Here is a 13,759-nt window from a genome sequence, read left to right on the forward strand (position 1 = left end):
CGCCCCGCTGGGCTTTTTGTTTCCAACGGGTTGATTGTTTTGTGGTCGCGGTCTCCCCCCCCCCGGGTGTTGTTAGGGACCCCCCGGGGCGCGCCACACCCCGCTCCTACAAGTGGCCCCATCTGGACGAATGCCTGGCAGTCGGACGCAGTGCCTGCCGCCGCCAGCCATCGTCATTCCTGATCGGGCGGCGGCGACGCAGGCGCAGCAGTGCCGGCACCAGCACCACCACCCGCACCGCGCCCACCACCGGACCTGCGCCGCGGCGGCCGTGCACGCGGCACCGGCGACGGTCCTTCGATCGGGCGTCCCGGCACCTGCACCACCTGCAGGTCTTCGCTGTCCAGGCGCAGCGCGGTCAGCTTGCCGCCCCACACCGCGCCGGTGTCGATCGCGTGCACGCCCTGGGTGATGGTCAGGCCCAGCGTCGACCAGTGGCCGCAGACGATCTTCAGGTCGCGCTCGGCGCGGCCCGGCACTTCGAACCATGGATACAGGCCCTGCGCCTGGGTGCCGGGCGTGCCTTTCTCCTCGATCGCGATGCGCCCGCGCGGGGTGCAATAGCGGGCGCGGGTGAACAGGTTGATGATCGCGCGCGAGCGGTCGTAGCCGGTCAGTCCCGGCGACCAGGCCGGGCGGTCGCCGTACATGTTGCGGAACAGCTTGCGGTAGCCGCTGCCGTGCAACTGCTGCTCGACCTCGCGCGCGTGCTTCTCGGCCAGCGTGGTGGTCCACTTCGGCGCCAGGCCGGCATGGATCATCATCCAGCCCAGTTCGCGGTCGGCGTGCAGCAGCTTCTGCATGCGCAGCCAGGTCAGCAACTCGTCGCGGTCCTCGGCCAGCACGATGCGCTGCAGGTCCGCATTGACCTTGCGTTGTTCGTCCGGGCTGCGCTCGCCGATCGCCAGCAGCGACAGGTCGTGGTTGCCCAGCACCACCTCGCTGTGCGCGCGCAGCGAGTGCACCAGGCGCAGGGTTTCCAGCGACTGCCCGCCGCGGTTGACCAGGTCGCCGCAGAACCACAGCCGGTCCACCGCCGGATCGAAGCGGATCTTCTCCAGCAGCCGCTGGGTGATGTCGTAGCAACCCTGCAGGTCGCCGATGGCCCACACGCTCATGCCGACGCCATCAGTGCAGGGTCCGCGGCACGGTCAGCACGAACGGGGCGACCGGTGCGACGAAATGGGTGCCGTCGTCGGCTTCCATGTCGTAGTGGCCGCGCATCGTGCCGTGCTCGGTTTCCAGCATCAGCCCGGAGGTGTAGCGGAAGTCCTCGCCGGGGCGCAGCCGCGGCTGTTCGCCGACCACGCCGTCGCCGTCCACGCGTTCCACGCGGCCGTTGCCGTCGGTGATTTCCCAATGCCGGGCGATCAGCCGCGCGGCGACGCGGCCGCGGTTGTGGATGCGGATGGTGTAGGCGAACGCGTAGCGTCCGTCCTCCGGCGCCGATTGGTCGTCGAGGAATCGGGGCGACACTTCGACCTCGATCCGGTAGGGGGCGTCATCGTTCATGCCCACAGTGTAAGCAAAGCCGGTGCAGGAATGGTCCAGAAACCTTCGCCGATCGCCGCATCGGCGACGCGGCGCAGGTGCGGCGGCGTGCACTGCACGCGATGGGAGGGCGCGTGCGCCGGCATTGGTGCAATGCGCGAGCAGGATCTGGCGCCGCGACCACGGCCCTTGACGTGAGGTCGCGCGACAGGGAAAGGCGCCGGACCAGCCGCGAAAGCTGCGGCCCTAGGCCAGCAGGTGCATGGCGGTGAGGATGTGCTCTTGCCGGCGCGCCGTTACCGCCGGCGATCAGAATCAATCCGCGCGCAGGCGCATCGCGCGGCGACCCGGCCAAGGCCGGCACATCGAACGGTCCGCTGCCGCTGCCGCGCCGGCGGTCCGCTCAGGCGCTTGCCGGCACGTTGGCCAGGCGCACGAAATCGGCCACCTCCAACTGCTCGGCGCGCGCGTCCGGGCGTACGCCGGCGGCCTCGAACTGGGCGGCGTCGCAGACCCCGCCGAGCGCGTTGCGCAAGGTCTTGCGGCGCTGCCCGAAGGCCGCGCGGACCACGTCGGCGAAACGCCGCCGATCGGCGATGCCGATGTCCTGCGGCGCGTGCGGCACCAGCCGCACCACCGCCGAATCCACCTTCGGCGGCGGCCGGAACGCGCCCGGCGGCACCACGAACAGCGAGGTCACCTCGCAGTACGCCTGCAGCATCACGCTGAGCCGGCCATAGACCTTGCTGCCCGGCGCGGCCGCCATGCGGTCGACCACTTCCTTCTGCAGCATGAAGTGCATGTCGGCGATCGCCGCGGCGTGGTCCAGCGCATGGAACAGGATCGGCGAGGAGATGTTGTAGGGCAGGTTGCCGACCAGGCGGATCTGCCCGGCGCTGCCAGCCAGTTCGGTGAAGTCCACCGACAGCACGTCGCGGTTGAGGATGGTCAGCTCGCCGACTCCTTCCGCCGCCGCGGTCAGTGGCGCGATCAGGTCGCGGTCGAACTCGATCACGGTCAGGCGGCCGTGGCGGCGCAGCAGCGGGAAGGTGATCGCGCCCTGGCCGGGACCGATCTCGACCAGCAGATCGTCCGGTTTGGGATTCACCGCGCGGACGATGCTGTCGATGTAGTCGCGGTCGCTGAGGAAATGCTGGCCAAGCGATTTCTTGGCCGGGGCGCTGAAGCTGGAATAGGAAGTCATGCGGGCATCTTATCGGGATGGGGGCCGGGATGGCGCGCGGCGCGGTCCCTGCAGGAGCGGCTTTAGCCGCGACCGAGTGTTGCGGTAAGTGCCTGTCGCGGCTGATGGCCCGAGGCCACCCAGAGCCGCTCCTACAGGAGCTGCTTGCGCGCGGCCAGTTGCGCGCACAGCGCGACCGCGGCGAACAGGCTGGATGGATCGGCGACACCGCGCCCGGCCAGTTCCAGCGCGGTGCCGTGGTCGACCGCCACGCGCGGGTAGGGCAGGCCCAGGGTCAGGTTCACCGCCTGCTCGAAGCCGCTGTACTTGAGCACAGGCAGGCCCTGGTCGTGGTACATCGCCAGCACCGTGTCGACGCCGGCCAGCTTCTGCGGCAGGAACGCGGTATCGGCCGGCAGCGGGCCGAGCAGGCGCATGCCTTCGCCGCGCAAGGCGGCGAGCACCGGCGCCATCACCTCGATCTCCTCGCGGCCCAGATGGCCGTCTTCGCCGGCGTGCGGATTGAGTCCGAGCACTGCGATGACCGGCTCGGCGATGCCGAATTCGCTGCGCAGCGCGGCGTGGACGATGCGCAGGCAACGCTCCAGCAACGCGGGCGTCAGCGCGTCGGCGACCGCGCGCAGCGGCAGGTGGGTGGTGGCCAGGGCCACGCGCACGATGTCGTTGGCGAGCATCATCACCACCTCGCGCCCGGCATGGCGGGCGAGCAGCTCGGTGGTGCCGGTGTAGGCGATGCCGCCGTCGTTGATCGCCGCCTTGTGCACCGGGCCGGTGACCAGGCCGGCCAGTTCGCCGCGCAGGCAGGCGTCGGCGGCCTGGGTCAGCGCGCCGATCACCGCGATGGCATTGGCCGGCTCGGTTTGGCCGAACCGGCTGGGCACGGTGTTGCCGACCACGCGCAGGCGCAGGTCGCCGGGGGCGAGGGCAGGGGCGGATTCGGGCAGCAGCTGCAGCGGCAGCGACAGCGCCGCAGCGGCGGCGCGCAAGGTGTCGGGATCGGCGAAGGCCAGCAGCTGGCAGTCGTGTCGCGGCTGTTGGGCCAGCCGCACGCACAGTTCCGGGCCGATCCCGGCCGGCTCGCCCGGCACCAGCGCGAGCGAGGGCAACACGGTTACGGCTTGGTGGCGGCCGGTGCCGGGGTCGCCGCCGGCGCGGTGGCATCGGCAGCAGGTGCGGCGGAGGTTTCGGCGCCGCCGACGCGCAGGTTCACGTAGGCTTCGCCGCGCATTTCCTGCAGGAAGCGGTTGTACTCTTCTTCCAGCTTGCGGCGGCCGATGGTCTCGCGGACCTGGGCGCGCTGGGTGTCGCTGGTCACGTCGGTCTGCCGCGTGGCGACGCGCTGCACGATGTGCCAGCCAGCCTCGGTGCGGAACGGCGGCGAGATCTGCTCGTCGCTCAGGCCTTCGATCTGGCGACCGAAGTCCGGGCCGAACGCGTCGGCCGGGAACCAGCCCAGATCGCCGCCCTGGCCGCGGCTGTTGGCGTCGTCGGAGGACTCCTTGGCCACGGCCTGGAAGTCGGCGCCGCCGGCGATGCGCGCGCGCAGGGTGTCGATCTTGGCCTTGGCGGCCGCTTCCGGCTGCGCCTCGTTGATCCGGATCAGGATGTGCCGGGCGTGGTACTCGGTGACCGTCTTCTTTTCCGGGTTGGCCGAGGCATCGCGGATCTCGACCAGCTTCAGCAGCTGGAAGCCGCTGGGACCGCGCAACGGGCCGGCGACCTGGCCCGGCTTGAGGTCGCGGATCAGCTGCGCGAAGGCGTTGGGGATCTCGTCCAGGCTGCGCCAGCCGAGGTCGCCGCCTTCCAGTGCGTTGGGGCTGTCGGAATAGCGCACCGCGGCCGCGCTGAAGTCGATCTCGCCCTTGTCGATCAGGCTCTTGACCCCGTCGATCTTGCTCTGGCCGGTCTTGATCTGCTCGGCGGTGGCGCCTTCCGGCAGGCCGACCAGGATGTGCGCCAGGTGGTACTGGGCGCCGGTGGTGGCCTGCTGCGCCAGCGCCGCGTCCACTTCGCTCTCGCTGACGTTGATGCGGCTTTGCGCGAAGCTCTGGCGCAGGCGCTGCACGGTGATCTCGTCGCGGACCGAGTTGCGGAAGTCGTCGAATGCCATGCCGTCGGCGGCGAGCTTCTTGCGCAGGCCGTCCACGTCGGTGCCGTTCTGCTGGGCGATGCTGCCGATCGCACGGTTCAGTTCGTCGTCGCCGACGCGGATGCCGGTGCTGTTGGCACGGGCGACCTGCAGCTTGACCAGCACCAGGCGCTCGAGCACCTGGCGTTGCAGCACGTTGTCCGGCGGCAGCTGCGCTTCGCGGCCGGAATACTGCGCCTTCACGTTGCGAACGGCACGATCCAGTTCGCTCTGCAGTACGACATCCTCGTCGACGACCGCAGCGATGCGGTCCAGCGGTTGGGTTTGTTGCGCGGCAGCCGGAGCGGACACGCCGGCGATCGCCAGCAAGGTGGCGAGGAAAGCAGAGAGGGTATTGGTCATGGAATCAGGTTCGGATCGTAATCGTCCGGATCGGTCGTGGTGTTGCTGGGCGGGACCAAGTACAGGTCGTCGCGGTTGTAGCCGAGAATAGCACGGCGCAGAACGCGGTCCGTGTCCTGGCCAAGCGAGGAGAGTCCCTTCAGTACGAACTCGACCTGCAGTGCGGTGTCCAGGTCGCCTTCGCGATTGCGCACGTAGCGCCGCGCCAGCGCGCGCACGGCCAGGCAGCAGCTGTCCCACTGCACGCCGGCGATGATTTCCAGCGGCTTCTTGTCTTCCAGCGAATAGTAATGGCGGCCGACCACGCTCCAGGTGGGGTTGATCGGGTACAGGAACGACACGTCGGTCTGTTCCAGCAGGTCGCGGCGGAAGCGGTAGCCAACGTTGATGATGCCGTCGCCCGGCAGCAGGTAACGGGTGCGGAAGCTGGCCAGGTCCTTGCGCCGGTACTTGGGATCCCACTGGTAGGTGGCGCCCATCGTCCAGCGGTCGTTGATCATGTAGTTGGCGTCGGCGATCCACGCCGACTTGCCCTGCTCGATGGTGGTGTTGCTGCCCGGCAGGCTCACTCTGGAATCGTTGAAGTACAGGATCTGGCCGAAGCTGACCGACAGCTTCTCCTTGCCATCGCCCTGGCGCAGCAGGCGCGAGCTCAGCGCCATGGTCAACTGGTTGGCGTCGTTCTGGCGGTCGGCGCCGGTGTAGCGCGAGTCGCGGAACAGCTGGCCCCAGCTGAAGGTGAATTCGCGCGTGTCGAAGATCGGCAGGTTGTCCTGGTTGCGGTACGGCGTGTACAGATAGAACAGCCGCGGCTCCAGGGTCTGCAGATAGCTGGTGCCGCCGAACTTGGCGTCGCGATCGAAGTACAGGCCGGCGTCGACGGTGGTGATCGGCAGGCTGCGCGTGGGCGAAGTGTCGCCGCCCAGCGTCGCCGCCAGGTCCTTGTCCAACTGGTAGGCGGTGTAGCGCCAGGCCACGGTCGGTTTCAGGAACCACGCTGCGCCGGCCAGCGGCATCGAGATGTAGGGCTTGAGGTCCAGGCGGGTGCCGCCGGGCATTTCGGTGGTCACGCCGGTCCGTTCGTACTCCGCGTCCTTGGTATGGATGTCGTCGTGCACGAAGCGCACCGCTTCGGAATAGACGCCGGCCTCGAACCAGTCGCCGAACGACTGGTCCCAGTTGAAGAAGGCGCGCGGCTGGCGGTTGTACGGCAGCGCAGCCTCGGTCAGGGTGTAGTCGGTCAGCTGCCAGCGATCGGCCATCAGCCCGGCGGTCCAGGTCTCGCCGGTGCCGTAGACGCCGACCGTGCTCTGCAGGTTGGAGATCGCGTTGCCGAGCAGGCGGTTGGAGAAGTCTTCGGTGTAGCGCTCGTCGCTGACCCAGGCGACGGACGCGCGCGCCTGCCAGTGCGAATCGATGTTGTGGTAGCCCTGGTACTCGAACTTGCCGCGGTCCTTGTCGCGCAGCTTGTCCGACGGCAGGTAGGCGGCCTCGAGCTCGCCCTTGCCGCCTTCGTACAGATAGCGGAACTCGCTGCCAAGCATGAAGCCGCGGTCGCTCATGTAGCGCGGATACAGGGTGGCGTCGTAGTTCGGCGCCAGGTTCAGGTAGTACGGCTGCATGTAGTCGAAGCCGTTGCGCCCGGAGAAGCCGACGGCCGGGAACAGGAAGCCGCTGCTGCGGCGATCGTCGATCGGGAACTTGAACCACGGCGCGTACAGCACCGGCACGTTGTAGATCTTCAGTATCGCGTTGCGCGCGGTGCCGAAGCCCTCGTCGTTGTCGACGTCGATCTCCGGCGCATGCAGTTCCCACACCTGCTGCGAGGGATCGCAGGTGGTGTAGGTGGAGCGGTGCATCTGCCCGAGCGCGCCCTGCAGGTCGACCGAGTCGGCCTTGCCGTTGCCGCGGCGTTCGATCAGCTGGTAGCGGATGTTGCTGATCTTGTGGGTGTCGGTGTCCTGGTTGCCTTCGGCGCGGTCGGCGACCATGCGGATCGACGAATCCTGGTAGCGCACGTGGCCTTCGGCGATGTAGTTGCCGGTCTCGGTATCCACGCGCAGGCTGTCGGTGCCCATGAACTGGTCGCCGCGCTTGAGCGCGACGTTGCCGGTGTAGTTCGGCACGGTGGTGGTGCCCGAGAGCTGGTCGCCTTCGATATTGGTCGGCTGCTGGTTGCGGATCGCCGCCAGTTTCGGGTCGACCTTGGGCGCGTCATCGAACTTGGGCAGCACGTCCGGGGTCGGACACAGGCCCCAATTGGGTGGCTTCTCGGCCGCCATCGCCGGCAGGCAGAGGGCGATACTGAACGGAAGGGGTAGCAGGCGGAGGGCTCGGCGCACGCGCGTCAGGTATCGGGCTAAAACGACCGCTAGCTTGCCCCATCCCATGCATGGGGGCAATGAAGGCGTCCCCGGGGCGGGGGACGGGGTTCATCCGCCCGGAGGCGGTCAGCGCAGCGCGTCGACGTGGGCGACGCTGCATTCGCGCAGCGCCTGCAGGTCGTAGCCACCTTCCAGCAGCGACACCACGCGGCCGCGCGCATGCCGTTCGGCCACCGCGCGCAGCTCGGCGGTGAGCCAGCCGAAGTCCTCGGTTTCCAGCATCAGGTCGGCCAGCGGGTCGCGCATGTGCGCATCGAAGCCGGCCGAGATCAGCAGCAGCTGCGGCTTGAACGCGTCCAGCAGCGGCAGCATCTGGTCGGCCCAGGTGTTGCGGAAGCGGAAACCGCCGCTGCCCGGCGGCAGCAGCGCGTTGTGCAGGTTGCCGACACCGCGGTCGTGGACCCCGCCCGAGTTGGGGAACAGCCCGGACTGGTGGGTGCTGAGGTACTGCACGTGCGGGTCGCGCTCGAAGATCGCCTGGGTGCCGTTGCCGTGATGCACATCGAAATCGACGATGGCGATGCGTTCCAGTCCGTGCGTGTCGCGGGCATGGGCGGCGGCCACGGCGACGTTGTTGAACAGGCAGAAGCCCATCGCGGTGGCGGCGGTGGCGTGGTGGCCGGGCGGACGCACGGCGCAGAACGCGGTGTCGGTCTCGCCGCGCATCACCGCGTCCACCGCGGCCAGCCCGGCGCCGGCGGCGCGCAGGGCCGCGGCGCGCGAGCCGGGCGAGATCACCGTGTCCACGTCGAGCATGCGCCTGCCGTCGATGTCGGCGAGCACGGTGTCGATCAGTTCGCGTTCGTGGACCCGTGCCAGGTCGCCGAGCTTGGCCAGCGGCGCCTCGCGCCATTCCAGGTCGGGAAAGGCCTCGCGCAGCGCCTCGGTGATGGACTGCAGGCGCTCCGGCCGTTCCGGATGCTCCGGGCCCGGCACATGGCCCAGGCAGGCGGGATGGGTGTAGATCAGCATGCTTGCCCCCCGCTGCGCGCGCCGGCGTTGCCGCTCAGGCCTGGCGGCGGTCGTGGCGCCACAGCACTTCGCCCTGGCCGTCGGCCCGGGCCAGCACCCGCGCCAGCACGAACAGCAGGTCGGACAGGCGGTTGAGGTAGCGCACCGCCTCCGGCCGCACCGCGTCCTGGCGCGACAGCGCCACCGTCTCGCGCTCGGCGCGGCGCACGATGGTGCGCGCCAGGTGGCAGCGCGCCGCGGCTTCGCCGCCGGCCGGCAGGATGAAGTCCTTCAGTGCGGGCAGGGTGTCGTTGTAGCGGTCCAGGTGCCGCTCCAGCGCGTCGATGTCGGCATCGTGGATCGCGGCGTGGCCGGGAATGCATAGCTCGCCGCCGAGATCGAACAGCTGGTGCTGGATCGCGGTCAGCAGGGAGCGCACGTCCTCGGCCAGCGGACAGGCCAGGACCACGCCGATCGCCGAGTTGGCCTCGTCGACGGTGCCGTAGGCGGCAACCCGCGCCGAATCCTTGCCGACCCGGTTGCCGTCGCCCAGGCCGGTGCTGCCGTCGTCGCCGGTGCGGGTGTAGATCTTGGAAAGGCGGTTGCCCATCGCCGCGCGCTGCCTGCCCGGCTCAGGGATTGACGGACTGGCCGCGCCCGCCCAGCCGCGCCAACTGCTCGGCGCCGACCTGGATCGCCGCCGCCAGCCCGACGTACAGCGCCGCGCTGCCCATGTACGGCAGCAGCCAGTCGCCGTAGTTCTGCCACCAGCCGGCCACGGTCGGGTTCGCCACGCTGCGGCTGATCCAGTAGAAGCTGCCCTGCGCGATCAGGTGGCACAGCGCCACCGCGACGATGAAATTGGCCGCGGTCGTGCGCAGCGCACGCCAGTCGGCGCCGCGGTAGCCCAGTGCCGCCAGGCTGCCGCCGGTCCACATCGCCAGGTAGGCCGGGATCAGGCACCAGTAGGCCGGCGACACGCAGTAGTGCTGCCAGAAGCTCAGGCCCTGGCTGCGGATCACCAGGTAGTCGATCAGCACCGCCAGCGCCATCAGCAGCGGGAACGCCCAGCGGGTCCAGCCGCGCAGGTAGAAGCCGCCGATGAAGAACACCGCCCAGGATGCGTCCGGAACCGCGCCGAAATGGTTGATGCGGGTCGCGGCCAGCAGCGACACCAGCAGGAGCAGGACGGGGAGGCGGTGGGTGGAAGGCGTCATGGCAGGCGGGCACCGGTACGGAGGACGTCGATTCTACTGGAAGCGGCGCGGCTGGGCGCGGTCCGGCCGCGGCGCCGGTCCCGGCGCTGCGGTCGGTGCGGAGCCGGGGCGTGCGCCGCGGCGTGCGCCCCGGCCCTGCGCGCTCCGGCGTGCTCCCGATCACCGCCGATTCTGGCGCCGGTCGTATCATGGCCGGATGAGCAAACGACATGACGTAGTGATCGTCGGCGGCGGCTTGGTCGGCGCCAGCCTGGCCATCGCGCTGGACCGGCTGGGCGTGGACGTGGGCCTGGTCGAGGCCGCGCCGCCGGGCGCACTGCCGCCGGTGTTCGACCAGCGCAACCTGAGTTTCGCCGCGGCCACGGTCAATGCGCTGGGCGCGCTCGGGGTGATGCAGCGGCTGCGCACGCCGACCGGCCCGATCCGGCGCATCCACGTCAGTCGCGAAGGCGATTTCGGCCGGGTGCGGCTGGACGCGGCCGACTACGGGCGCGAGGCGTTCGGGCAGGTGGTGGTGGCGCGCGATTTCGGCGAGGCGTTGGAGGCGCGGCTGGCCGACGCATCCCACGTCAGCCGCTACCGGCCGGCGCGGTTCCTGGCGCTGGAGGCCGGCGAGGATGCGTCGCTGCGCGGCGTGCGCATCGTCCAGGACGGCGCCGAACAGGTGCTGCAGGCGCGCCTGCTGGTCGGCGCCGACGGCAGCGCCAGCGCGGTGCGCGGCGCGCTCGGCATCGACACCGCGCGCCACGATTTCCGCCAGACCCTGTTCGTGGCGCGGGTGCGCGGCAGCCGCCAGCCCGACGGCACCGCCTACGAGCGCTTCCGCGACGACGGCCCGACCGCGCTGCTGCCGCGCGGCGACCGCCACTACGGCGCGGTCCATGCGGTCGCCGCCGAGGACGCCGATGCGGTGGCCGCGCTCGACGAGGCCGCCTGGCTGCAGCGCCTGCAGGACGCGCTGGGCTGGCGCGTCGGGCGCCTGCTCGGCAGCGGCGAGCGCAGCGCCTATCCGATCGTGCAGGGGCTGGCCGAGCGCCTGACCGATGCGCGCGCGGTGCTGCTCGGCAACGCCGCGCAGACCCTGCACCCGCTCGGCGCGCAAGGCTTCAACCTGGGCCTGCGCGACGCGCTGACCCTGGCCGAACTGATCGAGCGCGACCGCGCCGACCCGGGCGCGCCGGCCTTGCTGCGGCAGTACGCGCAGCGCCGCGAGCAGGACCGGCAGCGCACCGTGACCTTCTCCGGCGGACTGGCGCGGCTGACCGCCAACCCCGCGCCGCTGCTGCGCCCGCTGCGCAGCCTGGGCCTGCTGGCGGCCGCGCAGGCCGCGCCGCTGCAGTCGTTCCTGGTCGGCGGCGCGATGGGCTTCCGCGGCGACGTGCCGCAGCTGTGCCGGGAGACGACGCCATGAGCCGGCGCGGGGTGCTGGACGTGGTGGTGGTCGGCGGCGGCGTGGTCGGCGCCGCCTGCGCGCTGGCGCTGGCCGCCGAGGGCCTGGCGGTGGCGCTGGTGGAAGGCCGCGAGCCGCCGCGCTGGTCGCCGTCCGAACCGGACCTGCGGGTCTACGCCTTCGCCCCGGACAACGCCGCGCTGCTGCAGGCGCTCGGGGTGTGGCCGCAGGTGCTGGCGCGGCGCGCCAGCGCGTACCGGCGCATGCGGGTGTGGGATTCCGGCGGCGGTGGCGAACTGGCGTTCGACGCCGATGCGTTGGGCCGCGACCAATTGGGCTGGATCGTCGAGCACGCCTTGCTGGTCGAGCAGCTGTGGGCGGCGCTGCCGGCGGCCGGGGTGCAGCTGCACTGCCCGGCGCGGGTGGAGGCGGTGGAGACGTCGGACGAGCGCGTGCGCCTGCGCCTGGACGACGGCAGCCGGCTCGACGCGCGCCTGGCGATCGCCGCCGATGGCGCCGATTCCACGCTGCGCGGCCTGGCCGGGCTGGACGCGCCGGCGCACGACTACGGCCAGCGCGGCGTGGTCGCCTTCGTGCACACCGAGCTGCCGCACCAGGACACCGCCTGGCAGCGCTTCCTGCCCGGCGGGCCGCTGGCGTTCCTGCCGTTCGCCGACGGCCGCAGTTCCATCGTGTGGACGCTGCCGGAGGCCGAGGCGCTGCGGGTGCTGGCGCTGGACGATGCCGCGTTCGGCGCCGAACTGACCCAGGCCTTCGGCGCACGGCTGGGCGCGGTGCGCGCGCTGTCGCCGCGGGTCGGCTTCCCGCTGCGCCGGCAACTGGTAGAGGACTACCACCGCGGCCGCCTGCTGGTGCTGGGCGATGCCGCGCACGTGGTGCATCCGCTGGCCGGGCAGGGCGTCAACCTCGGCCTGCGCGACGTGGCCGCGCTGGCCGCGCAGGTGCGCCAGGCGCAGGCGCGGCGGGTCGACTGGTCGGCGCCGCACCGGTTGGCGCGCTGGGCGCGCGGCCGCCGCAGCGACAACACGGTGGCCGCCTACGGCTTCGACGCGATCAACCGGCTGTTCTCCAACGACGAGATGCACCTGACCTTGTTGCGCGGCCCGCTGCTGGGCCTGGCCGGCAAGCTGCCGGTGCTGATGCATGGGTTCTGGAAGCGTGCGTCGGGGACGTAACCTGGTCACGGTCGGACGGCACGAGGACGCAGGCATGCGCAACAACTGAGATGGACGTCTTCGATCTGCTCGCCTATAAGCTTGAGAACGTCCTCGACATCCGGTCATGCCCGAGGGAGTTCGGCCCCCTGTTCTACAAGCAGGACGAGCCGTCGCTGTTTTGCGTGGCCGCGCGCAAGCGCGATGGGTCGGCCGTTCTGGCGAGCCGCTGGCACGACCTGTTCTCGGTCGCGGCGTTCGAGAAGGCCATGGCGAAAACGGGGTTCACCGAAGCGGACTGCCATGCGCTGCTGCTGGTGCTGTCCCGCTTCGGCTACCTGCTCGAGATCGACAACCGCCGGCGCACCGACGGCGGGCATGTCGTCTTCTTCTGCCTGATCCAGTTGATCGGCTTGAAGAACGGCAAGCTCGACACGCAGGCACGGCGGAGCAGCGCGTTGCTCAGGGCCCTGCTGTTCGAATTGAGCATCGACGACGAGACCTATTGCCGGTTCGGCATCGAGGGCGGCCGGATGGTGATGGCTACCGATGCGCGGGGGGTAGTGCCGTTCCTGGACGTGGTCGACCTGGCCTATGCGGCGATCCGGGCCGATGACCGGAAGGAGCAGGCCCTGTTCCGCACCCTGAAGGGCTACCAGGCGGGCCTGATCAGGTTGCTGGCGGAGCCCGATGCCGCAGTCCATCGCTTCGGGGTGGGCGAGGGTTCGGGCGAGCTCATGTATCCGGACGTGTTCCTGCGTGCGTACGCCCACGACCGGAGGCGGATCGTCGCCGCGCTGGTCGACGCGCTGCGTCCTTCGCAGTCGGCCGAGGCCCTGTTTGTTTCGGACATGATCCTCATGAACTACTGCTTCCACGTGCTGCAGGACCGGCCGGAGAAGATCGTGGAACTCCAGCGGCATGTCGATGACGCGCCGTTGTTCGGCAGGTTGCGGGACGCGCTGAGCGAACGCCGCATGGCGATCGGGAAGGTGCTGTTCGAAAGCGCTCCTGCAGGCCACGGCGTTCCGGCGAGCGAAGAAGGCCGGAGCCGGTTGGACACCCTCTTGTACGGACGCTAGCCGCATGCAAGATCGGCAGCTGGCCGCCGAAACGAGGTGGCCGGGCTGATGGTGCGGCTGCGCGCGCTGTCGACCACGAAGGCGCCCGCCGGACACTGCGAAGGCCAGAACGGAAATGAGGTCGCCGATGAAGCGTCGCGTGCAAACGGTGGATCTGTTGCTCTCCCACAGCCAGATCCAGTTCCGCGCACGCGCGTTCGACGCCGCCGCGTGCCGCTGGTGCTTGCTCAATCGCAGGGCGCGATCTTCCACCACGATTGCGTCGTGTTCGACCGCTGCCCGAAGACGCGTTCGGCGCGTAGGTGTATCTGAAGCTGGAAGACGGCTTCAGCCGCGATCCGCGCTCGCAGCGTCCTCAGAAAGGAGATATGGAT

The 13,759-nt window shown here is 70.3% G+C and carries 12 protein-coding genes; 3 read left to right on the forward strand and 9 right to left on the reverse strand.

Translation table 11 applies throughout. From position 1 onward, the window contains the following. Positions 1–173: 173 nt before the first annotated feature. From J2Y70_RS20555 to J2Y70_RS20595, 9 genes are all read right to left on the reverse strand, one after another. Positions 174–1,118 (reverse strand): symmetrical bis(5'-nucleosyl)-tetraphosphatase, encoded by a 945-nt coding sequence (locus J2Y70_RS20555; protein ID WP_309921912.1) that lies wholly within the window; start codon positions 1,116–1,118, stop codon positions 174–176. 10 nt (positions 1,119–1,128) lie between these two features. After that, positions 1,129–1,512 (reverse strand): Co2+/Mg2+ efflux protein ApaG, encoded by a 384-nt coding sequence (gene apaG / locus J2Y70_RS20560; protein ID WP_145705570.1) that lies wholly within the window; start codon positions 1,510–1,512, stop codon positions 1,129–1,131. A gap of 382 nt (positions 1,513–1,894) precedes the next feature. After that, entirely contained in the window at positions 1,895–2,695 is an 801-nt protein-coding gene (gene rsmA / locus J2Y70_RS20565) for a 16S rRNA (adenine(1518)-N(6)/adenine(1519)-N(6))-dimethyltransferase RsmA (protein WP_309921917.1), read from the reverse strand. A gap of 131 nt (positions 2,696–2,826) precedes the next feature. Next, entirely contained in the window at positions 2,827–3,804 is a 978-nt protein-coding gene (gene pdxA / locus J2Y70_RS20570; RefSeq protein WP_309921919.1) for a 4-hydroxythreonine-4-phosphate dehydrogenase PdxA, read from the reverse strand. A 2-nt stretch (positions 3,805–3,806) separates the two neighbouring features. After that, positions 3,807–5,186 carry a peptidylprolyl isomerase gene (locus tag J2Y70_RS20575; RefSeq protein ID WP_309921922.1) on the reverse strand — a complete coding sequence of 460 codons (1,380 nt, stop codon included), beginning with the start codon at positions 5,184–5,186 and terminating at the stop codon, positions 3,807–3,809. Then, a complete protein-coding gene (gene lptD, locus J2Y70_RS20580; RefSeq protein WP_369011119.1) occupies positions 5,183–7,528 on the reverse strand; it encodes an LPS-assembly protein LptD in 2,346 nt (781 codons plus the stop codon). Before lptD ends, J2Y70_RS20575 begins: the two co-directional genes overlap by 4 nt. Before the next feature lie 108 nt (positions 7,529–7,636). Then, positions 7,637–8,542 carry a histone deacetylase family protein gene (locus J2Y70_RS20585; RefSeq protein WP_263397344.1) on the reverse strand — a complete coding sequence of 302 codons (906 nt, stop codon included), beginning with the start codon at positions 8,540–8,542 and terminating at the stop codon, positions 7,637–7,639. 34 nt (positions 8,543–8,576) lie between these two features. After that, a complete protein-coding gene (locus tag J2Y70_RS20590; protein ID WP_309921930.1) occupies positions 8,577–9,131 on the reverse strand; it encodes a cob(I)yrinic acid a,c-diamide adenosyltransferase in 555 nt (184 codons plus the stop codon). A 22-nt stretch (positions 9,132–9,153) separates the two neighbouring features. Beyond that, positions 9,154–9,738 (reverse strand): hypothetical protein, encoded by a 585-nt coding sequence (locus tag J2Y70_RS20595; protein WP_263397346.1) that lies wholly within the window; start codon positions 9,736–9,738, stop codon positions 9,154–9,156. A gap of 196 nt (positions 9,739–9,934) precedes the next feature. Between J2Y70_RS20595 and ubiH the strand changes: the two genes are divergently transcribed. The 3 genes from ubiH to J2Y70_RS20610 are packed head-to-tail and all read left to right on the forward strand — an operon-like array spanning position 9,935 to position 13,385. Beyond that, positions 9,935–11,149, forward strand: coding sequence for a 2-octaprenyl-6-methoxyphenyl hydroxylase (gene ubiH / locus J2Y70_RS20600; RefSeq protein WP_309921934.1), 1,215 nt, complete (start codon positions 9,935–9,937; stop codon positions 11,147–11,149). Continuing rightward, positions 11,146–12,324, forward strand: coding sequence for a UbiH/UbiF family hydroxylase (locus J2Y70_RS20605; protein WP_309921937.1), 1,179 nt, complete (start codon positions 11,146–11,148; stop codon positions 12,322–12,324). The genes ubiH and J2Y70_RS20605 overlap by 4 nt, the downstream gene beginning before the upstream one ends. A gap of 50 nt (positions 12,325–12,374) precedes the next feature. After that, on the forward strand, positions 12,375–13,385 hold the full coding sequence (locus J2Y70_RS20610; protein WP_309921940.1) for a hypothetical protein: 1,011 nt from the start codon (positions 12,375–12,377) through the stop codon (positions 13,383–13,385). Positions 13,386–13,759: the final 374 nt, after the last annotated feature.

The sequence above is a fragment of the Xanthomonas sp. 1678 genome, from assembly GCF_031455575.1.
In the GTDB taxonomy this organism is placed as follows: domain Bacteria; phylum Pseudomonadota; class Gammaproteobacteria; order Xanthomonadales; family Xanthomonadaceae; genus Xanthomonas_A.

Bases quoted from the DNA above. Each gene is read 5' to 3' on its own strand.
- J2Y70_RS20555 (WP_309921912.1), bottom strand. From the start codon at position 1,118: ATGAGCGTGTGGGCCATCGGCGACCTGCAGGGTTGCTACGACATCACC.
- apaG (WP_145705570.1), bottom strand. From the start codon at position 1,512: ATGAACGATGACGCCCCCTACCGGATCGAGGTCGAAGTGTCGCCCCGA.
- rsmA (WP_309921917.1), bottom strand. From the start codon at position 2,695: ATGACTTCCTATTCCAGCTTCAGCGCCCCGGCCAAGAAATCGCTTGGC.
- J2Y70_RS20575 (WP_309921922.1), bottom strand. From the start codon at position 5,186: ATGACCAATACCCTCTCTGCTTTCCTCGCCACCTTGCTGGCGATCGCC.
- J2Y70_RS20585 (WP_263397344.1), bottom strand. From the start codon at position 8,542: ATGCTGATCTACACCCATCCCGCCTGCCTGGGCCATGTGCCGGGCCCG.
- J2Y70_RS20590 (WP_309921930.1), bottom strand. From the start codon at position 9,131: ATGGGCAACCGCCTTTCCAAGATCTACACCCGCACCGGCGACGACGGC.
- J2Y70_RS20595 (WP_263397346.1), bottom strand. From the start codon at position 9,738: ATGACGCCTTCCACCCACCGCCTCCCCGTCCTGCTCCTGCTGGTGTCG.
- ubiH (WP_309921934.1), top strand. From the start codon at position 9,935: ATGAGCAAACGACATGACGTAGTGATCGTCGGCGGCGGCTTGGTCGGC.
- J2Y70_RS20605 (WP_309921937.1), top strand. From the start codon at position 11,146: ATGAGCCGGCGCGGGGTGCTGGACGTGGTGGTGGTCGGCGGCGGCGTG.
- J2Y70_RS20610 (WP_309921940.1), top strand. From the start codon at position 12,375: ATGGACGTCTTCGATCTGCTCGCCTATAAGCTTGAGAACGTCCTCGAC.